Annotated in this window: 22 protein-coding genes; 10 read left to right on the top strand and 12 right to left on the bottom strand. The window is 41.9% G+C overall.

Translation table 11 applies throughout. The features are described from left to right. Positions 1 to 168 precede the first annotated feature (168 nt). Positions 169 to 408: a hypothetical protein gene (locus I8748_RS14720; RefSeq protein WP_198125324.1), complete on the bottom strand. Its 240-nt coding sequence runs from the start codon at positions 406 to 408 to the stop codon at positions 169 to 171. Positions 409 to 771: 363 nt separating this feature from the next. Here I8748_RS14720 and I8748_RS14725 point away from each other — a divergent pair, with 363 nt between their 5' ends. The 4 genes from I8748_RS14725 to I8748_RS14740 all read left to right on the top strand — a co-directional run bounded on the left by I8748_RS14725 (position 772) and on the right by I8748_RS14740 (position 8,150). Beyond that, positions 772 to 2,397 (top strand): CPBP family intramembrane glutamic endopeptidase, encoded by a 1,626-nt coding sequence (locus I8748_RS14725; RefSeq protein WP_198125325.1) that lies wholly within the window; start codon positions 772 to 774, stop codon positions 2,395 to 2,397. Positions 2,398 to 3,639: 1,242 nt separating this feature from the next. Beyond that, positions 3,640 to 3,915 (top strand): TM2 domain-containing protein, encoded by a 276-nt coding sequence (locus I8748_RS14730; protein ID WP_096557132.1) that lies wholly within the window; start codon positions 3,640 to 3,642, stop codon positions 3,913 to 3,915. An 843-nt stretch (positions 3,916 to 4,758) separates the two neighbouring features. Continuing rightward, positions 4,759 to 7,209, top strand: a complete 2,451-nt coding sequence (locus tag I8748_RS14735; RefSeq protein ID WP_198125326.1) for a heavy metal translocating P-type ATPase — start codon at positions 4,759 to 4,761, stop codon at positions 7,207 to 7,209. Positions 7,210 to 7,646: 437 nt separating this feature from the next. Further along, positions 7,647 to 8,150 (top strand): FHA domain-containing protein, encoded by a 504-nt coding sequence (locus I8748_RS14740; RefSeq protein WP_318781228.1) that lies wholly within the window; start codon positions 7,647 to 7,649, stop codon positions 8,148 to 8,150. A 636-nt stretch (positions 8,151 to 8,786) separates the two neighbouring features. Here I8748_RS14740 and I8748_RS14745 read toward each other — a convergent pair. Further along, entirely contained in the window at positions 8,787 to 9,134 is a 348-nt protein-coding gene (locus I8748_RS14745; protein WP_198125327.1) for a hypothetical protein, read from the bottom strand. Positions 9,135 to 9,424: 290 nt separating this feature from the next. On the opposite strand from I8748_RS14745, the gene thyD reads away from it, so the two are divergent. Beyond that, complete coding sequence (gene thyD, locus I8748_RS14750; RefSeq protein ID WP_198125328.1) at positions 9,425 to 10,345, top strand: thylakoid membrane protein ThyD; 921 nt, start codon at positions 9,425 to 9,427, stop codon at positions 10,343 to 10,345. Between the two features lie 73 nt (positions 10,346 to 10,418). Here thyD and I8748_RS14755 read toward each other — a convergent pair whose 3' ends face one another. From I8748_RS14755 to I8748_RS14765, 3 genes are all read right to left on the bottom strand, one after another. Continuing rightward, positions 10,419 to 10,664, bottom strand: coding sequence for a hypothetical protein (locus tag I8748_RS14755; protein ID WP_096556186.1), 246 nt, complete (start codon positions 10,662 to 10,664; stop codon positions 10,419 to 10,421). Positions 10,665 to 10,753: 89 nt separating this feature from the next. Beyond that, on the bottom strand, positions 10,754 to 11,176 hold the full coding sequence (locus tag I8748_RS14760; protein WP_198125329.1) for a tetratricopeptide repeat protein: 423 nt from the start codon (positions 11,174 to 11,176) through the stop codon (positions 10,754 to 10,756). Between the two features lie 234 nt (positions 11,177 to 11,410). Beyond that, the gene (locus I8748_RS14765) at positions 11,411 to 11,767 is read right to left on the bottom strand and encodes an iron-sulfur cluster assembly accessory protein (protein ID WP_198125330.1); all 357 of its coding nucleotides are present in this window, start codon (positions 11,765 to 11,767) and stop codon (positions 11,411 to 11,413) included. Positions 11,768 to 12,082: 315 nt separating this feature from the next. Between I8748_RS14765 and I8748_RS14770 the strand changes: the two genes are divergently transcribed. The 4 genes from I8748_RS14770 to I8748_RS14785 all read left to right on the top strand — a co-directional run bounded on the left by I8748_RS14770 (position 12,083) and on the right by I8748_RS14785 (position 18,112). Next, entirely contained in the window at positions 12,083 to 13,723 is a 1,641-nt protein-coding gene (locus I8748_RS14770) for a DUF6930 domain-containing protein (protein ID WP_198125331.1), read from the top strand. A 2,001-nt stretch (positions 13,724 to 15,724) separates the two neighbouring features. Further along, entirely contained in the window at positions 15,725 to 15,889 is a 165-nt protein-coding gene (locus I8748_RS14775) for a ribbon-helix-helix protein, CopG family (protein WP_096556194.1), read from the top strand. Positions 15,890 to 16,173: 284 nt separating this feature from the next. Then, a complete protein-coding gene (zds, locus tag I8748_RS14780) occupies positions 16,174 to 17,610 on the top strand; it encodes a 9,9'-di-cis-zeta-carotene desaturase (RefSeq protein ID WP_198125332.1) in 1,437 nt (478 codons plus the stop codon). A 58-nt stretch (positions 17,611 to 17,668) separates the two neighbouring features. Next, on the top strand, positions 17,669 to 18,112 hold the full coding sequence (locus I8748_RS14785) for an SRPBCC family protein (protein WP_198125333.1): 444 nt from the start codon (positions 17,669 to 17,671) through the stop codon (positions 18,110 to 18,112). Positions 18,113 to 18,316: 204 nt separating this feature from the next. Here I8748_RS14785 and I8748_RS14790 read toward each other — a convergent pair whose 3' ends face one another. The 6 genes from I8748_RS14790 to I8748_RS14815 form a co-directional block, all read right to left on the bottom strand. After that, complete coding sequence (locus I8748_RS14790; protein ID WP_198125334.1) at positions 18,317 to 18,874, bottom strand: hypothetical protein; 558 nt, start codon at positions 18,872 to 18,874, stop codon at positions 18,317 to 18,319. A gap of 162 nt (positions 18,875 to 19,036) precedes the next feature. Further along, positions 19,037 to 19,255, bottom strand: coding sequence for a type II toxin-antitoxin system HicB family antitoxin (locus I8748_RS14795; RefSeq protein WP_198125335.1), 219 nt, complete (start codon positions 19,253 to 19,255; stop codon positions 19,037 to 19,039). Continuing rightward, positions 19,248 to 19,460 (bottom strand): type II toxin-antitoxin system HicA family toxin, encoded by a 213-nt coding sequence (locus I8748_RS14800; protein ID WP_198125336.1) that lies wholly within the window; start codon positions 19,458 to 19,460, stop codon positions 19,248 to 19,250. Before I8748_RS14800 ends, I8748_RS14795 begins: the two co-directional genes overlap by 8 nt. A 259-nt stretch (positions 19,461 to 19,719) precedes the next feature. After that, positions 19,720 to 19,959 (bottom strand): 2Fe-2S iron-sulfur cluster-binding protein, encoded by a 240-nt coding sequence (locus I8748_RS14805; protein WP_198125337.1) that lies wholly within the window; start codon positions 19,957 to 19,959, stop codon positions 19,720 to 19,722. Between the two features lie 62 nt (positions 19,960 to 20,021). Then, positions 20,022 to 21,497: a cobyric acid synthase CobQ gene (gene cobQ / locus I8748_RS14810; RefSeq protein WP_198125338.1), complete on the bottom strand. Its 1,476-nt coding sequence runs from the start codon at positions 21,495 to 21,497 to the stop codon at positions 20,022 to 20,024. A gap of 311 nt (positions 21,498 to 21,808) precedes the next feature. After that, the gene (locus I8748_RS14815) at positions 21,809 to 22,213 is read right to left on the bottom strand and encodes an Npun_F0494 family protein (RefSeq protein WP_198125339.1); all 405 of its coding nucleotides are present in this window, start codon (positions 22,211 to 22,213) and stop codon (positions 21,809 to 21,811) included. A gap of 501 nt (positions 22,214 to 22,714) precedes the next feature. Here I8748_RS14815 and I8748_RS14820 point away from each other — a divergent pair. Next, positions 22,715 to 23,152 (top strand): peroxiredoxin, encoded by a 438-nt coding sequence (locus tag I8748_RS14820; RefSeq protein ID WP_198125340.1) that lies wholly within the window; start codon positions 22,715 to 22,717, stop codon positions 23,150 to 23,152. Positions 23,153 to 23,350: 198 nt separating this feature from the next. Here I8748_RS14820 and I8748_RS14825 read toward each other — a convergent pair whose 3' ends face one another. After that, entirely contained in the window at positions 23,351 to 23,740 is a 390-nt protein-coding gene (locus I8748_RS14825) for a hypothetical protein (protein WP_198125341.1), read from the bottom strand. Positions 23,741 to 23,901 lie beyond the last annotated feature (161 nt).

A 23,901-nucleotide genomic window follows, 5' to 3' on the forward strand; every position in this document is an offset into this window, starting at 1 on the left:
CCTTTGTAAATATAAATGACTAATGATCCTTAAGGATTCGGCAGTTTTTGATAGGGGGCTACTGCGCCCTTGCCGTTAAGATATAGCAATGTAAAAACCCCCTGTGTTGCAACTGCCTCACTCATGACAACCTTTACGAGTAAGTATGCAAGTTACATTGATAAAAGCTTAGTTATTTGTGATCAGAGCAGCCTGGTGAGTGCGTAATTCCTGGATTTTGGCATCAATTTCGTTCAGATAAGGCTCTAGTTGAGCGAGTGCTTGTGATTTTAGTATCTTAGCCCGTTGCGCGATCGCGAGGGTGTCGTTAACCAAACGTTCCCGATATTCTTCTAGTTCTGCAATGATATCTGTCAGTTCTTGAGCAGCTATTGCATCTGTTGCCGTGAGTTCTCTGGGTTCAGTCATAACTATATCTATTGTTTTTCCTAAAGGCGATTGCTAAATACTTGTATTCGATCTTCTCAGATTGCGTTACCACTGGACAAACCTTTTTCAAAGGAATTCGACAGTAGATATGTTATGTTAGGCGCACTTGACCTCAAACTGTTTCAATGGCTCGCCTCAAGTCGGGAAACCTGCACACACAGGCTGGCTCCCCAATGCACTGCCTCATACTTGACAGTTTGTTACAAAAATTTAGAGATTCTTTCAGCAAGAAGGGAGTAGGACTGCGATCATATTGATCATATTTATCCACCTCTGGCTGTTTCTTGCGATAATTCCCAAGGGGGATTTGCTCTTTAGTGTTCGTTCGTCAAAGGGGAAGAGATGACAATTAAGCGATTTGGTTTAATAATTGCGACGTTGATAGCTATTGGCTTAGCAACTTTATCTTTATTCGGCAGTTGGCAAGAACCTCAATTCCAAAGTCGCTTGGAACTATACCAAACTAATATTGCTTTGCAAGCCCAAGCTTGGCAACCAGGAGATGGTAGCGACGAGAATTTCTCGGCAATTCGAGAAGCGATACTTGGTGAGGAACCCCTGGAAACTGCCACAAAGCAATATCAACAGGCGCGTGAATCGGTTCAAGCTAATTTGGACAAAGCTAAAAAGCAACTTGCACAACTACCCTCTCCACCCCAAACAATCCCTACACCCCCTAAACCTCTACCAAAACTTTCTTCTCAAAGAAAGACCTCTGGTGGCGAACAACCGGAAAAATTGCAGCAATCTCTCAAGCAAGCAGAAAAATTGCTGGCTGAATTAGACTTGCGCCTGGGAATTTTACAAGCACAGCAAGGACAGACGGATACAGCCCTCAACACTTGGAACGAATTACAAAAGCGATTAGCACCAGACAACCCAACCACAGACTCTTCACTCCTGACTCCTAACTCCTCTTTTCGTACTGAATTAGGAAGAACTGCTGCTGTATTAAGCGGACTTTGGAGTAATCCCTCTCGTCTACTCCCCAATGCTCAACAGCCAATTCAAAAGAATTTAGATGGTTGGTTTCGCTCTACTGCTTTAGTTCAACTGTACCAACTCCAGCAACGACAAGAAGCTCTATCAGCAGTTCAAGCCACAGAACAAGAAGCTGCTGCCCAAGCCGTGGTGAAATTAGTGATTATTGCCACTATTCCCTCTTTAGCAGCATTGGTTGGTACTATACTGCTGATTTTCTTAATTGCACAGCGCCTGTTGAAGGGGAAAGAAGCCTTATTGGCTCAAAATGCTGATGCTCCTTGGTCAACACCTTGGAATGGGGAAACTGTGTTGCAGGTTTTTGTCCTGGGCTTTTTCTTTATGGGACAAGCTTTTGTGCCTTTGCTCTTATCACTGATTCCAATCCCACGTCCTTTAGGTAATGTGCGACTTCAGGCTGTTTACGTCTTGATTAGTTACCTGCTAGTAGCATCAGGTGCTTTATCGGTATTATATATTTCTATTAAACGCTTTTTTCCCCTACCAAAATTCTGGTTTCGCTTTCGTTTGCAGGATAATTGGTTTTTGTGGGGGTTGGGGGGCTATTGTGTCGCTTTACCCATAGTTGTGGTGGTGTCTTTAATTAATCAAAAACTCTGGCAAGGACAGGGTGGTAGTAATCCTCTGTTACAATTGGCTCTAGAAAGCCAAGATGTTGTAGCACTTGGCATATTTTTCTCTACAGCTGCAATCGCAGCTCCATTTTTTGAAGAAATTCTCTTTCGTGGCTTTTTGTTGCCTTCTCTAACTCGTTACTTTCCTGTTTGGGGAGCAATTATTGCCAGTGCTTTATTATTTGCGATCGCTCACCTGAGTTTGTCAGAAATTCTGCCACTCACAGCTTTAGGCATCGTCTTGGGTGTAGTATACACGCGATCGCGTAACCTTCTTGCACCCATACTTCTTCACAGCCTCTGGAATAGTGGCACATTACTGAGCTTATTTTTGCTAGGTGGTAGTAATTAATATAACAAGAGTTTACTGTTGCTAAAAATAAAAATATTTGCTTAGATTGGCGATTATAATGGTAATTTACTAATTATGATCTCAAACTTCATCTAATTGAAGGTGAAGTTCTTGGGAATAAGCAACTCGTTGGAATCTTCTTTAAATTAATAGTGTACTAGCGACAAGGAGAACAAAGGTAACAAGGTTAATAACTAATGCCCAATACCTTAGAACTGAAGCGTAAATATGCTATTGGCAGACGTAGTTGTAGCAAGACTGTTAAATAGATTACAAAATGGCTAGAGAAACATCTAGTATCATCTGGATAAGTTTAGTCATTATTAAGCTATTTCTAACAGACATCAGTAACTCACAAATCAAAATATATTTTATTACAGTTTTTCGTTCCTAGCTGTTGACGGTTGACTGTTAACTGTAAAACGCAGGACTGACGCATGGACTACGATTTTACGTAATTACGACCGTACTCCTTCAAAGAACCCGCTTTCTTAGCGAAGTAATCGCAAAAGCTTAGTTTTTCGTTATGAGTGCGTAAGTCCTAAGACAACAAATTTAAGTGTAATAATTTATTTTTTGGAGTTCCCTAATACCATTTTGAATTTGAGATTTGGGATTGGAATCGCTTTCTGTGTCTGGATTTTGTGAATCCTTCTGTGGCAATCATTTTTCAAATTGGTATAATTTGAGCGTAAATCCTAGTTTTAGCTATCAAATTGGTGAAGGTAACTAATCTGAACTTCTCAGCTATTACTATCGATTAAAGTTGTGATAAAATTGTTACCCTTTTGTTGATGGAAATATACCTTCTGTGCCTTGTAGGCATTGACCATCACAGCTTATGCTCACCATTACGACCATATTAAAAAGTCCGGAAATAATACAGATGGACTTGTATAGAGTGGTGTTATGTGACTGTTTTGTTCATTATTGGGATTGTTTCTGTTCAAGAAACATCTCTTACCTAAGAATGAGTAAAACTGCTGTCCGGGTTTTATAGATCAAGTTATGATCACTCATCAATAAACCGTATAATTGCTAGCGTTTTGATAAAACCTCCGCTGAACCAATATTTCTAGCGTTGTTTCTCAGATGTTGGCACACTGGTTTCACTCATTTATATTGGGACATACTGCTACTAACAAAAAAGTAAAAATATATTTACTAAGTAAATATATTGACTTGTTTTGATTACAATAAAGACCTTAATTTTCAACTCACTGATCGAGGAGCAACACTGATATGGCAAATCTTAACCCTAGTCACCCTACCAAACAACTACTAGCTGGGTATTGTGGCATCATTTTTGGAGGTTTAGGGATTCATAAGTTTATTCTGGGATATGCCCCAGAAGGCTTTATTATGCTGGTTATATCAGTAGTAGGGGGTACTTTCACATATGGTATTACCTTGTTGATTATGCAACTTGTGGGATTGATTGAAGGCATGATCTATTTAAACAAATCCCCTGAAGAATTTGTCAATACCTACTTTGTCAATAAACAAGGCTGGTTCTAGAAATTGCGATCGGACAATTTCATTCTTATTTTTGCCTATAAATTCTACGTGCCTACTTTTATAGATTATTCCACTGATATGCTAACCATCAAAGGTAAATATCTCACTTGGACATTATTCCTACTGCTGGGTGTAGGCTATTCTAGTTTTATGTCTAATTTAGACATTAACTATTTTTGGAAAAGCCTAATTGTCCTAATGCCAATACAGATTGGATCTATTATCTACATAACTTATTTACGCTGGAAACGTAATTGACTAAAGCCTGAAGGATAAAGTGTGAAGTTAAACTAATTTTCTCAATCTACACTACAAATCATCACACCTGCTCCCCTTTTCATCTTTCAATTTTATAGGGCTAGGAAGCTTATAATGTCTGCATCCTAGCCCTTTTGATCACTGCATCAACATTCCCTGTTTTTGGGCATCCACCAGTACCACCAGCGCAGTTGGCGTTATTAACAATCTTGCAAGCGTACACAAGTGCTTCGGATGGGTAAAAAAAGATAGGTCAGGTCTTCTCAACAAGACCTATCAGAGGTATTTTGCGTAAGTCCTATATAAAACACAGGGCGGCGGGGCATCCCGTCCTTTCAACAGCTAGGGAAATGTCCAACCCGTTGGGGGGAGTCACCTAGAAGCCCTCGCCGTCCCGGAGGGCGACACAGGGAGTATGTCACTGACCTCATCTGGCTTTAAATTTGTGTAGTCACGAATTATGTACCATAACTTAATAAAATTAATATTATTGACGTTCGGTCATAGTTGCAGATTTCGCCTACGCTCGAATTAGAGGCGCTTTTTGTCAGGCGTTAAATTTTCGTAGCGAATCAAACACTTGCCATGCCACTTGTCACAAAAACTAAGCTTGCCCCAGAACTAACCCCGACTTCAGAGAAAATTATTCTGGATGTTGGGGGTATGAAGTGTGCTGGGTGTGTCAAAGCTGTAGAGCGACAGCTGACCCAACATCCAAAAGTCAAGAGTGCCTGTGTGAATCTGGCTACCGAAGTAGCAGTTGTAGAGTCAGAACTTGGTGCGGTAGATCCAGATGCCTTGGCAAAGCAATTGACAGCAGCCGGATTTCCCACCCAACCCCGGAAAGCTAGTGAAACAGGCGTGACCCTAGAAGACCCAGGAGAAAAACAGCGCCAACAGATGCAGTCTGCTATTAAGCAGTTAATCGTTGCTTTTGTACTGCTGGTTTTGTCGGGAATGGGACATTTTGGCAACATCGGCAGCTCGATATTGCCAGCATTGAACAACATTTGGTTTCACTGTGGACTAGCAACAGTAGCATTACTAATTCCTGGTCGCCCGATTTTAGTAGATGGCTGGCTTGGTTGGCGGCGCAATGCGCCCAACATGAACACTCTAGTGGGATTGGGAACGCTGACAGCCTACATTGCTAGTTTGGTAGCGCTACTGTTTCCCAAAATGGGTTGGGAGTGTTTCTTTGATGAACCAGTGATGATGCTAGGCTTTATTCTGCTGGGAAGAACATTAGAACAACAAGCTAGGGGAAGGGCCGCCGCAGCATTTAGACAATTGCTGGCACTCCAGCCACAGGTGGCGCGATTGATAGCCAACCCAGACCCAGAAAAATTAGCAGTGGGAGCAAATAGTATAGAAATTCCTGCTGAACAAGTGCGAGTAGGTGAATGGTTGCAGGTACTGCCAGGAGATAAAATCCCCGTTGATGGTGAAATTCGTTTGGGACAGACAACGGTAGATGAGTCGATGCTGACAGGGGAAGCAGTGCCAGTAATCAAGCAGCCAGGAGATGTGGTAGCAGCCGGAACCATCAACCAGTCGGGAGCGATCGCAATTCAGGCAACCCGTACTGGCAGTGATACCACTTTAGCCCAAATTGTAGCCTTGGTAGAAGCCGCCCAAACTCGTAAAGCACCTGTACAAAAACTAGCAGATACGGTAGCTGGTTACTTTACCTATGGTGTTTTGACGGCTGCTGTGTTGACATTTGTGTTTTGGTACTTTTTCGGCACTCACATCTGGTCTGATGTCACCATGTCAGGCAGCATGGAAATGATGAGCCACGCCGCACATAACGCCCACCAGATGCCGCCTAATCCCCACTCTCCACTGTTAACCAGCTTAAAACTAGCGATCGCAGTTATGGTTGTTGCTTGTCCTTGTGCTTTGGGACTTGCTACACCAACAGCTATTCTTGTAGGCACTGGTATCGGCGCAGAACGAGGTTTATTAATCAAAGGTGGTGACGTACTAGAAAGAGTCCACCAACTCGACACAGTAGTTTTTGATAAAACTGGCACTTTAACCACAGGTAATCCCACGGTGACAGATTGCCTGACGGTCGAGGAATTGGGGATTAGTGACTGGGGATTAGGTACTGGGGATCAGGAAAACAAGCACAATAACCAATCCCCAATTCTCAATTCCCAATCTTTAATTCAACTAGCGGCAGCAGTAGAAAGCGGCACTCACCATCCTTTAGCAAAAGCCATTCAGCAGTCAGTACAACAGCAAGAGTTATATATTCCCGATGCTGTAGATTTTCACACTGAACCAGGATTAGGAGTATCTGCTGTAGTAGAGAATACAAATGTAATTTTGGGTAACTCAGACTGGTTAAGTTGGCACGGAATTTCCATAGATGACAATGTACAACAAGTAGCTTTAAAACTGGCAGCAGATGGGAAAACAGTTGTTTACGCAGCAGTTGGGGGGACTTTAGCCGGACTCATTGCTGTTCAAGATACCCTCAGACTTGATGCTCAAACCACAGTAGACAAGTTACGTGAGATGGGTTTACGGGTAATGCTGCTCAGTGGCGATAGATTAGAAGCAGCTAGTGCCATAGCCAAACAACTGGGACTAGATAGCAATTGTGCGATCGCAGGAGTTCCCCCAAGTAAAAAAGCGGCTGTCATCCAAGAATTACAAGCCAATGGCTGTACAGTCGCCATGATTGGCGATGGTATCAATGATGCTCCAGCTTTATCCCAAGCAGATGTGGGAATTACCTTACACTCAGGCACTGATGTAGCAATGGAAACTGCTGAAATTATTCTGATGCGCGATCGCCTCAACGATGTTGTTGAATCAATTCGCCTCAGTCGTGCCACCTTCAACAAAATCCGCCAGAACTTATTCTGGGCTTTCGCATATAATACAATCGGCATTCCTCTAGCCGCAGGTGTTTTGTTACCAAGTTGGGGTTTTGTCCTTAGTCCATCTAGTGCCGCTGCTTTAATGGCTTTTAGCTCAGTTAGCGTTGTGACTAACTCCCTGTTACTACGACGCCTGGCTTAAAAACATGAGGGAGATAAGGGAGATGAGGAGGAGTAAGATTGCAATTTACTGCCTGATCTCCCCTATCTCCCCCTGCTCCATTAATACTTATTCTCTTGGAAAATTACATACTCAATGCTGGTTTTTACCATCTCAGGTTAAACTAAATCGATAGTTAGATGTTATTCATCTTACAAAGTCTGATGATACTCATTCTCAAACAATAGTATTCAAAGAGTTAGGACTTACGCATGAGTAAGGAAAAATCAACGGTTGGCGCTGTGCATTGGTCATGGTGCATAGGGCATGGAAAATTGACCAATGCCCCATACTCTGTGACCTATGCCCGATCTCAACTAATTAAGTTTCGTAGTTAGTCCTGAGAGTAAAATAGCTATGTTCTATCTTCCAATAAATATGCAATTTTATGCTCATAAAAATGAGTAGTATAAACTCTAGTGCCTGAGAAGGTCAGGAAACAACACCAAAAAATCTTAATTAACCCTATTACAACTGATTTTAGTAACGATAGATCAATGGCACCAGAAACTAATGAAAGCCATCTACTGATTATTGAAGATGATCAAGGGCGCAAAGAATTTCCTCTAGAAAACCCTATTTACTCTATTGGTAGAGACCGCGATTGCAATATCCGTTTAGCCTCTCAGTTTGTCTCCCGGCGTCATGCTACATTAGTGAGATTGCCACGAGAACACAATAGTCACAGCTATTATTACCGGATTGTAGATGGTGATGCCAAAGGCAAGCCTAGTGCTAACGGTATGATGATTAATGGGCGCAAGATGCCAGCTCACGATCTGAAAAATGAAGACGAGATCGTTTTTGGCCCTCAGGTACGTGCCATTTATTACCTGTTAAAAAATAATCAGCGCTCAGGGCAAACAGATTCCACCGAATATGATATTACACTCATAAACCCCGGTATGACTGAGGATGAGTAAATTGAAGATTGAAAATAAACTAATTCAGGTGGCTTCTGAATGTTAACTTACTTAATTTTTAACTCTCACGTGTTGCCAAAGCTGGCTTTGGCAACATAAAGCTAATACAGATTAAATTGCAGTATTTTCCGCGAAAACTAGCATTTAGTCATTAGTTCTTTGTTTTTTATCCTTTATCCTTTATAAATACAAATTATTAATGGCCAGTGAACAAGAATAACTAAATAAGTGAGTATGCAATTTTAGATGTGTTCTAGCTAAGTATTTTGACTATAACTAGAAATATAAACTCAGTTCCCAAAGGTCAAGACAGTGTTGATTGCTGCAATGTAGACGCAAAGCGGTGAGCCAGCTTGGTCATGGGGGTTCGCACGCCACTTGCTACAACGGAGGAAACCTCCCTTCGGGTTCGGTAGTTCCTCCACTTGGGGAGACCCCAAGACCGGACTACCTCACCGCAACGCAGTGGCTCCCCATGAGCGACTGGCAATATCAAGAGCAATCCACGGGAAGCAAAGCCACTTTGCTAACACCAAGACGGCAACTCCCTCACCAAGTGGAGGATGTGGCGTCCTTTGACTGCAACCCCCAAGACCGCAAAAGCATCTACAACACGATCGCACTTTACCATCACTCTTATCCGGCGAGACTTTCAATTAGATGCCAGTGGCGACTCTGCTCAATCGTCTGCTTGATGAATTCAAACATTTGTCGGCAATGGTTGTCAACTTGGAGTGGCAATTCCTCGTTTTTAATTACAATACTCATGCGGCTTTCTGTTTCAGTAGCTGCTGATTTATCAATCAGTACTTCTGCTTTAACCAGCTTAGAGAAAGAAACATTACCAGGAATCTCACGAGCGATAATGTAATCGGGTGTGTAGTACTGAATTTCCAAATCACAATCCTGTAGAAGTTCTACAACTAATGGCTGGAGATGGTCAATAGAGATAGAAAGAATAAATGAACAGGTATAGCGAGCCATAATAGCCCCACGCCTTGCAACACTCCGTCCATCCTATAATACCGAAGCATCAGGACGGGAAGTCATTATAGATTCATTAAATTCAACAACCAAACTGGGGATTGGGGACTGGGTACTGGGTACTGGGGATTGGGATTGGGATTGGGACTGGGGACTGGGTACTGGGGACTATTTAAGAGTTTTCTCAATACCCAATGCCCCATGCCCAATTCTCAATGCCCAATGGTAAGGTAACATAAGTTGAAAATTTGATAAAAAACTTTAAAATAAGGGTTTGGTGGAGGTGCATTATGAAATTAGCAATTACAGGAGCAACAGGATTTGTCGGTAGTCATTTGGTAGAACGACTCCACAAGGAAGGTCATAGAGTGGTGGTGTTAACCCGTAACACTGCTTTTGCTCAAAAAATTTTTCCACCCAATGCTTTTCCTAATGTAGAAATTGTTGCCTATACACCGACTGTATCTGGTTCTTGGCAAGACGCGATCGCTCTTTGTGATGGTGTTGTTAACTTAGCAGGAGAACCCATTGCCGAAAAACGCTGGACACCTGAACACAAGCAAGAAATCCTCAATAGTCGTCAGCTAGGTACACAGAAAATCGTTGAAGCCATAGCTAAAGCCAACCCCAGACCAACTGTCTTAGTCAACGCTTCAGCTATAGGCTATTACGGTATCAGTGAAACTGCTACCTTTGACGAAACAAGTTTACCTGCTAACGATTTTCTCGCTCAAGTTTGCAAAGCCTGGGAAGCAGAAGCCACAAAGGTAAAAGATGTTGGTGTGCGGTTGGTAATTCTGCGCTTTGGTATTGTCTTAGGCTTAGGTGGTGCCTTGGGCAAAATGATTACACCCTTTAAACTCTTCGCTGGTGGCCCTATTGGTAGCGGTCGGCAATGGTTTTCTTGGATTCACGTAGATGACTTAGTTAACCTAATTGTGCAAGCTTTAACCAAACCAGAAATGGAAGGGGTATATAATGCTACTGCCCCAAACCCTGTTCGGATGGCAGATTTAAGCCAAACTATGGGCCAAGTGATGAATCGCCCTTCCTGGTTACCTGTTCCTGGTTTCGCTATAGAAGCTCTTTTAGGAGATGGAGCAATAGTTGTTCTAGAAGGTCAAAAAGTTCTGCCCAAGCGCACCTTAGCATCAGGCTTTGAGTATCAGTATCCTAATTTACAACCCGCTTTGAGGGAAATATTTAACTAGAATCAAAAGTCAAAAGTCAACAGTCCATAGTCGAGAATTGAGGGGTTGTTGACTGTTGACTGATGACTATTGACTATTGACTAGAGAGAAATTTTTTAGAAACCCAACTGATCAGACCGCTGAGAATCGCACCTCCCATGAGAATGCCAATAGCCGGGTTAAATACAGGTTGCCAGAGTTGATGCCACAAGTCTAGACCTAGGTTGACTCCCACAGCATCACCAATTGCTGCGATCGCTAACCAGCCAAAACCGAATATAACTAAAAATACATCAGCAACTAAAATCACGTTGAGCCAGCTTAAAAGTTTTTCTCTCATGAAAGTTAGCAAATAGGAGTGATGAATTAATTTTAATTCCTCACTCCTAACTCTTAACTCCTAACTATTAACTCCTAACTCCTAACTACTTACTCTTCAAACACCCAGTTTTTGACTTTCGCCAAACTCTGCCAATCCGGTTTTCTGCTTAAACCATCTTCAATACTGTTTTTTATTTCATCGCGCCATTCTGGGTTAACAAAAATTAACTGTTTGACAAAATCAATATGTTCTCGTAAACCTTTTTTGCCTGTTTCCAGCATGGCTAGAGCGAGATTAATTCTAGCCTGTGGGTCTTGGGGATTTAATTTAACTGCTTTATCGGCAGCTTTGTAAGCCAAGTTGGGTTTGTTGTCGAGCAAATACAGCCACGCCAAGCAAATCCAAGCTGAACTAGTTTTAGGAGAGCGATCGCACACCTCTTTAAACACAGGGATTAAAGTCTCGACTGCTTCTCCAGCTTTATAACGTTCCAAACCTGTATCAAACAGGGATTCAATAGTGTTAGTCATTGGTCATTAGTCATTGGTTATTAGTCAGTAGTCAGTGGTCAACAGCAAACAACCCTTACGGATTCGGCAGTTCCTCATGGGGAGCCACTGCGTTGGTGAGGCAGCCCCCGTCTTGGCTTCTGCCAAGATGGGGAACTGCCGAAAGGGTTTCCCGGCAGCCTTTGCAAGTGGCGTGGAAACCCACTCTCTCGGATTGCCTCACAACTGACAACTGACAACTAACAACTGACAATATTACACTCCAAACGACTTACCGCAACCACAGGTTTGGGCGGCGTTGGGGTTGGTGAATTGGAAGCCGCCACCAATCATGGCATCGCTATAATCGAGCATCAAGCCATAGAGATAGAGTAAGCTTTTGCGATCGCAGACGATTTGGAAGCCATCATAGTCAAAAACTTCATCCTGGGGGGTGATCTTGCTGCTATCCTCAAAGTCCATCATGTAAGACATACCAGAGCAGCCACCTTGCCGGACTCCTACTCTTAAGCAGAAGTCTGTGCCTTGCTTGTCTCGGAGAAATTTGACTTGGCGTAAAGCTGCTTCGCTCAACAGAATTCCGCGTTGTTGAGGTTGAGTTGCTTGTGTCATCTGCTTTTTCAACTCCTTAATTAGTCTAAAAATATCTTAATTTAGGCATATTATTGCCCTGGCTTGTCCTAGTGGTTTTTTCTTTATTTTAGCGATATCGATGTTGCTAATTGGCAAATTGTAAACACTCCGTTAAAAGCAGCCAAAGATTTTTATTCTAGAATTGAGAGACTCGGTGTGTTTAGAGATTCGGTATTTTCGGAGTTTCAGCCCTAGTCGCAACCACTCTTCAGGTGCAGCCAGGCAAATTTCATCCGAGGCTAGCCATTCCCAAAGCTCTACTGCCAAAATTGCTTCTTTTGATTAACTTACTCTATGACAAGTTTTAATCGCTCTACCAGTCGTCGGTTGAAGAAACTACCTCAAATTCCTTCTGTATGGGAGGGCGATCGCCGTCCAATGTCATCATCGCACCAGCATTCCGACTCAGAGGCTAAGGGTGAATGTATTCTTTGGGTGGATGGTTCACAAGGCGTCGTTCGGGGAATGGATATGGTGCCACAAGAAACAGGCCCAGAAGCAATTGTTCGTACTTTAATGCGAGCAATAGAGCATCCTCACAGTCCGGCTAAACCAGCCAGACCCCAAAAAATTGTAGTCAAAGACCGCGAAATCCAATTCTATCTGCGAGGGGTGCTGCAAGATTTAGACATTACTATTGATTACGCACCAGAATTACCTCTGATTGATGAACTGTTTCGTGGGTTTGCCGAAATAATCGATAGCCAAATCCCCGATTTACCCCCACAGTACGCACAAGCTTTGCAAGATAAAGCTTTTGCAATTTGGCAAGCAGCGCCTTGGGAATTTTTGGAAGAACACCAAATCTTGTCGATAGAAATCAATAAGTGGGATGTTGGTACAATATATGCCTCGGTGATGGGAATGCTGGGGATGGAACACGGAATTTTGTTTTATCGCTCAGAAGACTCACTCAAGCAGTTTCGAGCCGCTGTTTTAAGGGATGATGAACCACAAGTACGCTTAGAAGAAGCTTTCCTTAAACAAGATTGCTTGTTTCTCACTTTTGAACATGCAGACGACAGCGACGAAGATGAAGATGATGAAATTGATTTAGCAGATTTACCATTGTCGGAAATTGAGCCAACCTTCGGCAATATCCACCCTTTAGAAGGTCTCAGGTCTGTTTTGTATGACGAAGAGGCGTTGGTGGTTTTCGTGGCTTTAGAAAGCCTGAGCCGCTTTATCCGCGATCACCGTCGCCAGCTTTATGAAGGCGGTTTCCCCAGTATCAGCCATCGCTATCGCATTTCTCTACCAGCATCCAACGAAGCTACTAAGTCAGCAACTGTAACAGTCTCTACCATGCCGCAATTGGCAGCAGAATTAGAAGAAATGGCAGGCTTTGGTGTGCAGGAACTAGAACCTGGGGAGGAAATCTCGCCAATGTTCCGTTCTTTGCGAGATGATTTGATCCCCGAAGACTCTTTCCTTAGTTTAGGAGTCGTGTCTTGGGAGATGCTGGAGTATCTGCGTCAAGGCGTGACACATCATCAAGTTTGTGAAATCAAGCAAGCAGGTGACGGGTTGCCAGTGATTTTAATTCAAACTTCCCGCCCCAAGGCTAAAGCTGTAATTGCCAATATAGAGGCTGCTGGTGGACTGAAAGCAATTTGCTTTAATCCTGGTGCCGATCCCTTCGATGGCGATCGCTATGACCTGGGTTTGTTGCAAACTCAAAATGGTGAATTATTTCTGTTCGGTGAATTTTTGGATGACGACCCAATTCATGTAGAAGCCCGAAAAAAATGGAATCAGCGGTGTAAAAATACCAAAGGTTACTGTGGCTTGATTATCGCTAAAGGACTCACAGGTTCTGCCCGTGGCAATCCCCAACCGCGAGATATGATGGCTTTGTTTGAGGCGCGATCGCTTTCACCTAAAGATTTAGGTATTGGCACTCTCCAACTCATGCCCCAACTTCAATCTGAATAAAAATCTGCACTATCAGCCAAATTTAACCAAAATAAACGTTATTTTTTGTTAGCTGTAGTTTTTCAGCATTAACCTACCCTGCGCTAAGTCTTAGACCAGCCTTGCAAATAGGGGGTGGGGAGTAGGGAAGAGCCACTCCCTACTCCCCACTCCTTAATGTTTCTTGAAAATTCTCCTTCATCGCAGTCATTGCTGTTATGGCAAAGTGCTGAGTGCTGAGTGCTGAGGAGCCAGCCGCGTGGTGTTAGCGCAGCAAAGCGTGAGTCTTCTCCCCAAGGGGAGACGCTACGCGAACGAGCGTTAGCGACGAAGGAGCGTCGGACTGGCGTTGCTGAGTATAAATCCAGTTATTTTAAGGCTTTGAGCAATCAACACTGTCCTAACAATTACGTGAGTTCGATGACCTCTCCCTCCCGGCCTCCTTCTCCTAAAAGGTGAGGGAGGAGGAACGAAAAAATAAGGGTTTTACTCCCCTCTCCTACCTTGAGAGGGGCCGGGGGAGAGGTTAAAACAGCACTTATCGAACTCACGTTAACCTATGTGACTACGGCTATATCACACCGTGACTTTATCAAAATTTCATAAAGTATGTATATTTTCATGCCTTTCCAGTAACGAGCTAGCCATATTTAAGAAGTAGCAAGCTGCACAATACCCGACAAAAACCCGCTAGAAGGTTAGTTTTACCATAGTCAGCGAACTAACTTTAATATTTTATGTTTTACCAAGAATTTTTTACCTTGATTATTTGATTATTTTTACGTCAGTTTAACCAAAACTTTAGTTATATATTTTTTACTTCATATTTTCTTGATAAAGAATAAAAGTTATATTAGTTAACCCTTCAATAAAGATTATTTAAAGCCTGTGAATCGTGGTTATAATAGCCATATACCAGACAAATCGAGCAAATAGTCCTAGAGGAGGAAAACTAATAAACGTTAATATCTATCAATAATTAGTAGGTTAAAAACAATAAATTTCCATGTTTGAGAGCAGAAAAATTTAAGTGAAGTCGAATTGAATATTTGGGAATAGCTAAAAAATATTTATCAAGTATGCTCAGACTAAATCATACCCAGACATGAGAATTAACAGTGTTAATAAAATTGGATAATTAATTCAAATTTTCATGTATTATATGACTAAAATTACTACAAAAAATCGGCACAAAACTTAACTAAGTCTATCAGTAGCGTATCAATAGCAAAGCATTAACCTCAAATTGATTAATCTATGGCAAATAATGCTAAATGAGTTGAAAATATAGCAAAAAATACTGCATGATCGATATCTCGTTACTTTTATTTGATAACAACACTGGCAAAGGAGAAAAAATTGCTTTAGCAAATAGCTATAGTGGTCTATATCGAATAGCAACTTTCTAGCCGATGTATCAAAGTCAGTAGTGTAAATGTAGAGCAAACAGGAAAAAATTACTAAGGTTTGACAAAAGAGCCTAATTTTATAGGCTTAAGTGGTATCCGGTTGTATGACAGTAGTCAGATGAAAGCAAAATTACTTTCGGCTTTAGCGATGTCACTAGTTAGTAAGTACTTTAGGTCCATTGCCCATTGTAGAGATACCCTAGTAGAACACCTCTCACGTAACACCTCAAGTCTTGTAATGGAACATATTTTTTCAAGTTGTATTAAGTAGCCTGGGACTGGAGAGAAGCTTAAATGATTTTGATAAACGAATTTGAAAAATTTTTATTGAGTGAACAGTAGGTATCTCAAAATAATTTATAGAATTGAAATATCAGGCTAAGATCAACACACTACGAAGATGGCCGTCTTGATAGTGTGAAAGTGCGGTATCTTTCCTGTGACAATAGTAATCTCGTTCTTATATTATCTGGAAAAATGAGGAAAAATTTGACAAAGCAAGCTTTTTTAGTATTATGAGCATTGCTTGTTTCTTGACACAAACTCTGATAATCTTATCGTCTTAATCTTCAGTGAGTTGTGTTTTTGATGATGTTCACATACAGCAGATAGCATGATAATGACTAATAAAAAATGGGCCGTAAAACGTATCACTGTCAATTTAGCAGCACAGGAAGCAGAGAAACTAGAAAAATATTGTCAGCAAACAGGTAGACCTGCAACTGATGTGATTCGCGAATTGATTAGAGGGTTGCTAGTATCCGATGAACACAAGTAAGTCATGAGGTAAGGAGGTATTTTATCGCGTAGCAAATCATTGTTTTTCCAACCAACAAATATTAATAATGTTTGTTTAGTTTCCCTTCATTGGCTAGAGTTGGTGTATGAAAATACAATTGCATAAGTAATTAGCCCATCCAATCATCAGGATTAAAAAGCAAATTCCTTACCAAAAGGTACTGCATCAATGTGCATCTACATACTGGTGGGCTAGATATTGAGTAGCAAATTCCGACACTAACCCAGTTACAATCTGTAAAGAAACTGAAAAGGAAAGACGGAATGCGCGTTGCAATTGTGGGTGCGGGACTGGCTGGCTTAGCAACCGCTGTAGATTTAGCTGATGCTGGTTGTGAAGTCCAGATTTTTGAGTCCCGTCCGTTTGTTGGTGGTAAAGTCGGCAGTTGGATTGATGGAGATGGTAACCACATTGAAATGGGGTTACACGTATTTTTTGGGTGCTATTATGAACTATTTGACTTAATGAGTAAAGTGGGGGCGTTGTCAAATTTACGCCTAAAAGAACATACCCACACTTTTATCAACAAGGGAGGACGAACTGGTGCCCTAGATTTTCGCTTCCTCACAGGCGCACCTTTTAATGGATTAAAAGCATTTTTTACTACTTCTCAACTTTCCTTGCAAGATAAATTGCAAAATGCGATCGCCTTGGGTACTAGCCCCATAGTCCGCGGCTTGGTAGACTTTGATGGGGCGATGAAAACCATCCGCAACTTAGATAAAGTCAGCTTTGCTGATTGGTTCCGCAGTCACGGTGGAAGTGAGGGTAGCATCAAACGCATGTGGAATCCCATTGCTTATGCCCTTGGATTTATTGATTGCGAAAATATTTCTGCCCGTTGTATGTTGACAATTTTTCAGTTTTTTGCAGTTAGAACTGAAGCTTCCATACTGCGGATGCTGGAAGGTTCTCCTGATGAGTACCTGCACAAGCCCATAGTAGAATACTTGTCAGCTAGAGGCACAAAAATTCACACTCGTCGGCAAGTGCGGGAAATCCAGTTTACATCAGACGAACAAACCCGTGTAACTGGTATCGTAGTGGCTCAAGGTGACACAGCAGAAATTATCACTGCTGATGCCTATGTTTTTGCCTGCGATGTCCCAGGAATTCAGCGCGTCTTGCCCCAAGAGTGGCGTAAGTGGTCAGAATTTGATAACATTTACAATCTCGAAGCAGTACCAGTGGCAACAGTGCAACTGCGATTCGATGGTTGGGTGACAGAACTGCAAGATCAAGAAAAACGCAAACAGCTAAATCATGCAGCAGGCATAGATAATTTGCTGTATACTGCCGATGCGGACTTTTCTTGTTTTGCCGATTTAGCTTTGACTAGCCCTAGCGATTACTATCGCTCAGGACAAGGATCTTTATTACAGCTAGTGCTGACACCAGGAGATCCATTTATTAAACAAAGTAATGAAGCGATCGCTCAGCACGTCCTCAAGCAAGTGCATGAACTGTTTCCTTCATCACGGGAACTAAATATGACTTGGTACAGTGTGGTGAAACTGGCTCAGTCTCTCTACCGAGAAGCACCAGGAATGGATGTGTACCGTCCCAACCAAAAGACACCAGTGCCTAATTTCTTCCTAGCAGGTAGTTATACTCAACAAGACTACATCGACAGCATGGAAGGCGCAACAATTTCAGGACGGCGTGCAGCCAAAGCGATTTTGGAAAGTGTCAAGCAGTAAAAGTCAATGCTGGTGTTAATCCCAAATTCCAAATCCCAAATCTCAAATCCTAAATAGAATGGCAGATTGGCTAGAACATAGTGTGCAGGTAGAAGTAGAAGCTCCTATAGAATTAGTATGGAGCCTCTGGTCTGACTTGGAGCAAATGCCCCAGTGGATGCAATGGATTGATTCAGTGAAAATTTCCCCTGATAATCCCGAAATATCTCTTTGGAAACTTCGTACTGGGGGATTAGAATTTACCTGGAAATCCCGCATCCTACAAGTTATCCCCAACCAAATTATTCAGTGGGAATCAGTTGATGGTTTGCCAAATCAGGGAGCAATTCGCTTTTACGATCGCCACGGTAATAGCATCGTCAAAATGACGGTTTCCTATGCCATCCCTGGTTTTCTTGGCAAACTCATGGATAACTTGTTTTTAGGACGGGCGGTTGAATCGACAATTCAAGCTGATTTGGAAAGGTTTAAAGAATACGCTTTGAAAGTTAAATCTAATTAATTGATAATTTGCGAGTTGGGTTCACTGTGGTTGCTAAACTACAGTGTACCAAAAGTAAAAAATCGCACCCTACATTGGCTTTAATATGGTAGGGTGCGTTAGGACTAACGTCCATAACGCACCTATAATTAGTCATGGTGCGTTGCGCTACGCGACAACACACCCTACGGCTACCTAGGGATTGTGATATATGTTTCTTAAGAATTAGCTTTGCCCAGTGGATGAATTAATCCTTTCTTCTAAACTTCCTAAACTTTCCTTTAAATTTTCAAAAAAGAATGTCAATAATTTTGACCAAGACTCATCATTATTATTATAATCTATTTCAATTGGAGTATATTGATGACTAACTATTCCCTTAGTTTTTAGTTTAACAACGAATGAGTCTGGTTTTTGCGTAATCAAAATAGGAATTATCATTTCATTTTTAGGTTTTAACTTTTCATAGGCTCCTTCCAATTTATTATTTGTAATAAAATCATTGTATTTTTGATTCTTGATCACAATTACTAAATCAACTCTAAACTCACCCTTTGCATCTGGTGCAAAAGTTACAAAATGTCTTAGATAAATACTAGATAGTGGTGGTTTACCTCCTCCAGGATGAAGAACTAATATATCTTTTTCTTCACATCCAAGATATTCAGATATCTTCTTACCAAGCTCCTTTATAAATTGAGCATTCCTATCTATATATTTTTTAGTGTTTTCAATATCTGTATCCAGTATATTTTGAAGTTCTTGAATTTTGGGAGATGACATTTTGGTTCCGGCTCAGAGTAATAGATTTTGTTTAACCATAAAAATGTTCTAAATATAAAAAAAGGGTAATAACACGTAAAAATATTATTTGAACCCACATAATTCGTGATCACACCAATAGTGCAGCATTAGTTACCAGCTAGTAGGCTTCTTGACGCTGGATTAAAGTACCCTACTGACTGTTGGTTTTGGTAGTGGATCGCCAGCAGCTTCATAAGCAATAATTAGAGACTCTAAGGCTTCAATTCCATTTGCCACTGCTGACTCGTAAGTATCGCCATGAGTACGCCAGCGTTGTCCTGGAAAATCGGGTAATCCCACCAAGAAACAATCGTCTTCTTCAGACCACTGAATCACCATTTGGTACTTGAGTTTACTCATCTGGTTTTTTACCCTCTACTGCCTCTACTGCCTGTTTCACTTCTTTTTCTTGATAGTGTTTGGCATCTGCTCCATCCTTGCCTGAAATAGTAACCTTTCCATCATATAAGGGATGCACCCAGTTAGTATGACTTCCTTTACCTGGTAGTTCTGTAAAACCAACTTGGCGAAGCATTTGCTTTAGCTCCCGAATTTTCTTAGGCATGAATTTTTAATACATAGTTATCCAATGTCACTCTATCCAAATTGTGAAAATTAAAAAAATTATAGCAATGTAAAAAAGACTGCAACTGATACCTTATATAGATTAAGACTTACGCAAGAACTCTCTGAAACTTTTATTCCTTCGTGTCCTTCGTGTCCTTTGTGGTTCGTTTTTTCATAATTTTGCGTAAGTCATGTAGATATACAGCTGTATGCCCCTACAATTAATTTGTATGTGGCAAAGATTATGGAAATAGGTATTACCAAGTAGGATCACTAAACAGATTTACAGTAAATTCCTCGCGTTGTGGTGGCACAGCTGAAATACAAGCGCGGATAATCTCACCATCCTCAAGTTCCACTGTGCAAGCATGACATGAACCCATGAGACAGCCAGTAGGGATAAATACTCCAGCCCGTTCTGCCACATCTAATAGGGCTTCTCCCACTTCGGCATCAACGGTGACATCATCTGGTAAAAAACGGACGCGAACACTCATGAAATTTGTTTTTTGACTGATAACTGATAGCTTATGACTGCTGCACAGTGGTATTGGCTTAGCTAAGACAAAAAGGGTGTTAAGTCTAAATGGTTTTCGACTTCAGTGGCGAGGGAATCTAAAATCTGTTCTCGCTGTTCTCGGTAGTTGGCAACACCAGTGGGCAAGGATTTTAAACCTCGCTGTTGACGTAGGCGATTTAACCAAGCACGTCGCCAAGGCCCATTGTCAAAAAGTCCGTGGAGATAACTACCCCACACTGATTGGCAGCTATCCACTAATCCTAAATTAACATCATCGAATAGTGGTTGATATGCTTGGCTATCTGGTTGCTGTTCTACACGCGATCGCCCTTGGTGGATTTCAAAGCCATTTACCGGTAAGCCCATTTGTGGGTAATTTGAGCTAACTTGGCGTTGGCGGGCAATTTTCTGACCTGTAATTACAGTTCTCACAGGTAAGAGATTCAAGCCTTGAAATCTGCCAGCTTGCCCTTCTATCCCTTCTGGATCAGCGATAATTTGACCCAGCATTTGAAAGCCACCGCAGATGCCCAAAACTGTGCCACCAGAAGCAGCATAGTGTTGTATTGCTTCTGCCATACCACTTCTTTGCAGCAATAGTAAGTCAGGAATTGTGGTTTTTGTACCTGGGATAATCACGGCATCGGGATGCCCCAAATCTTGCTTCGGACTGAGGTATTTTACGGTGACTGTAGGTTCTGACTCTAAAGGGTCAAAATCGGTAAAGTTGGCAATTCTCGGTAAACGGATGACAGCAATGGTGAGGTCAGCTTGAGTTTTGTGTGAACTACGGTCTAGCAAGTCAAGGGAGTCTTCTGCCGGAAATACTTCCTGAAAATAAGGGATGACACCAATAACAGGGATACCAACACGTGCTTCTAACCATTTTATCCCTGGATCTAAGAGCGATCGCTGTCCTCGGAACTTGTTAATGACGATACCTTTAATTAGTTCGCGTTCTTCTGGTTCTAGTAGCTCCAGAGTACCAACCACATGAGCAAAAGCACCACCCCGGTCAATATCAACGACTAGGATGGTTGGCGCATTTAAATATTTTGCTACCCGCATATTAGTTAAATCGCGGTGCTTGAGGTTAATTTCAGCCGGACTGCCGGCACCTTCACAAACTATTAAATCAAATTCTGTACCTAAATGTTGTAGCGATTCTTCAATTGTTCGCCAACCCAGTTCAAAATATTGCTCGTAGTATTCCGCAGCGTTGACTTTGCCTACGGGTCTGCCTTTAATAATTACCTGGGAAGTCATATCCCCTTGGGGTTTGAGTAAAATTGGATTCATTTCTACCCAAGGTACAACTCCTGCTGCCCAAGCTTGTACTGCTTGAGCATAGCCAATTTCTCCCCCGCTGGCAGTGACATAGGCATTTAAAGCCATATTTTGACCTTTAAAGGGAGCCACTCGCCAACCACGCCGGGACAAAATCCGACAGATAGCTGTAGTTATCAGTGATTTCCCAGCATGGGATGTTGTCCCCACTACCATAATTGATTTCATAGTCACTATCAGTTTTTCCAGATAAGGGGTGAAACTTGGAGATTAACAATAATATGGCAATTTTTGCGTTAAACGGCAGGGTGTTAGGAAGCAGGGGTGCGGGGGTGCAGGGGTGCAGGGGAGAGAAGAAGCAAGTGAATAAACGTTCTATCTCATCCCCCTCCTTCCCCTTATCCCCCTCATCCCCTCATCTCCCTCATCTCCCTCATCTCCTAATAAATTCAGATGGTAAAGATTTGATAAAGGGGATTTGTGCTTCCGTATGTATTGTTCCCTTCGACTGCCTAATCCTAACTCTTGAGTGTTTGATTCTAGAAAGGTAATCTGAACCAACGAATCATTGCATTGTATAGGCGATCGCGCCATGAAGCAGCAGGCCAATTTTTTCCCTGAGATTGTTCCACTAACTGATGACCAAGAGGAGTCAGGCGAAAACTATCTGTAATTCCTTGGCCATCGACTTCTCGTCGCAGCACACCCACTTGGATCAGCCAATCTAAAGCGTTATAGCAAGCTAATTCTGACAAAGGACGTTTAGTGTAGCCATGCTGGACACCATTAACTGTGGCGATCGCATTTAATGGCACACTCTGATGACGCATCGCTGCAAATAATCTCAGATTGAAAGGAGAACAGACAAGCGATCGCTCAGCCCTTGCGACTGTGCTAGGGAGATAAGACAGCGTTTTCGAGTTTTCGAGGTTAGCAGTTGGCATTTTCTATTTTGGGCATTGTTTTAGTCAAGATTAATTTCAAAATAAGCCACTGCATGTCTAAATTGCATAGTTACGTGTTCAGAGGTTCATTTGCCATCAAGCACAAAGCACGCTCTTAAACAATGAATATGCAACTTTTATGCATCACGGCTTAAGTATATTTAACTAGGAGCTAGCTTATTTCAGCAAAATTTTTCAGTTCTACGTATTTAGACTGTTTTTTGAGTAGGTCATTTAAACATTATGAATTATTGTAAAATTTCAGAGTCAACTAAAGTATGAAGTATGAAGGATGAAGTAAAACCCATACGTAAGTTTGAGAGGTAGGGTATAAAAAGGTTAACCCACGAGCCAAGTGACTGGTGTATTAACCTGTATTTCATCCTGCTCTACTGTTCTTTGAACGCTTGACACCGAACGGGAAGCCGCCCAAGGGTCGTCAACATCCTTTATGCTTCTGCCTTCTTTGTCATCAACAATCTGAAACAGGAAAGGTTCATTATGCCTCTAACAGTTGGTACGGATGCACCTGCATTTACCGTCAAAGATACTAACGGCAACACCGTCTCGTTATCTGATTTTGCTGGGAAGACAGTTGTTCTGTATTTTTATCCCAAAGATGACACTCCAGGCTGTACCAAACAAGCTTGTAGCTTCCGGGATGCCCAAGAACAATATCAAGGTAAAGATATCGTAATCTTGGGAGTCAGTGCCGATGATGAAGCTTCCCATCAGGCATTCACCCAGAAATATAATCTCAATTTCCCTTTGTTGGCTGACACCGATAAAACCCTAATCAGCGCCTACGATGTTGATGGTGGTGGTTATGCTAAGCGTGTCACTTATGTAATTGACCCTAACGGCAAAATTATCCATGTTGACGCTAGTGTCAACACGGCTACCCACGCCAGCGATGTTTTACAGCAACTTGGTCTATAGGAAAAGTTACTGAAGTTGAGAGTTGCGGCTACCCTGGGGAAACCTCGAAAGAGTACCGCCACTCTGACTTTTTGCGATCGCGCTGAATTTTGAGTAGCAAAATACTCATAGTGCCTGAATACGCCATTAGCTCCTCAACAAAATATTGTTGAAGAGCTAGTTCTTGATTAAGTTTTTTTCTAAGGTGAGTGTCAACACTTACGGTGTAGTAGTTCCAGGTGTAGTCACTGGAGATGTAATCGCTGGTGAAGTTGGAATTACTTGCCCTTGCTGCTGTTGACCTTGTAATCGTTGTTGTTGTCTTGCTTTAAAGGCCGCTGCTGCTGAGTCTAGTTGTTGGTTCTGTTCGTCAGAATTCCAGTTCAGATTACCGAATTTTGCCCGATGAATCAGGTCAAACATGTTGAAATTATCTGAGTTCGCGCGGGAGAACGGGTCAGTATTTTGGTCTGTTGTACTACCACTAGGAAAAGCATCTGTTGGGTTGACTTGAGCCAAGCTAGGTTTAGCTATAAGCAATGAACCAACGGAAATTCCGGCTACAGTAGCCACCAAGAGTTTGATAACTGGGAAAAAAGATTTTTTCATTGAGTTTTGACTCTTAAATTGCTCTAAGGGACTGACAAATAAAAAATAACTTATTCTAATTGTGCCTTGCTGACTGTTGACAGTTAAGCTAATGTGTGTATAAGTTGCACAATCACGCTTTGAAGACTGTCATTAGTCATTAGTCATTAGTATTTACAAAG

The sequence above is a fragment of the Amazonocrinis nigriterrae CENA67 genome, from assembly GCF_016056305.1.
Lineage (GTDB): Bacteria > Cyanobacteriota > Cyanobacteriia > Cyanobacteriales > Nostocaceae > Amazonocrinis > Amazonocrinis nigriterrae.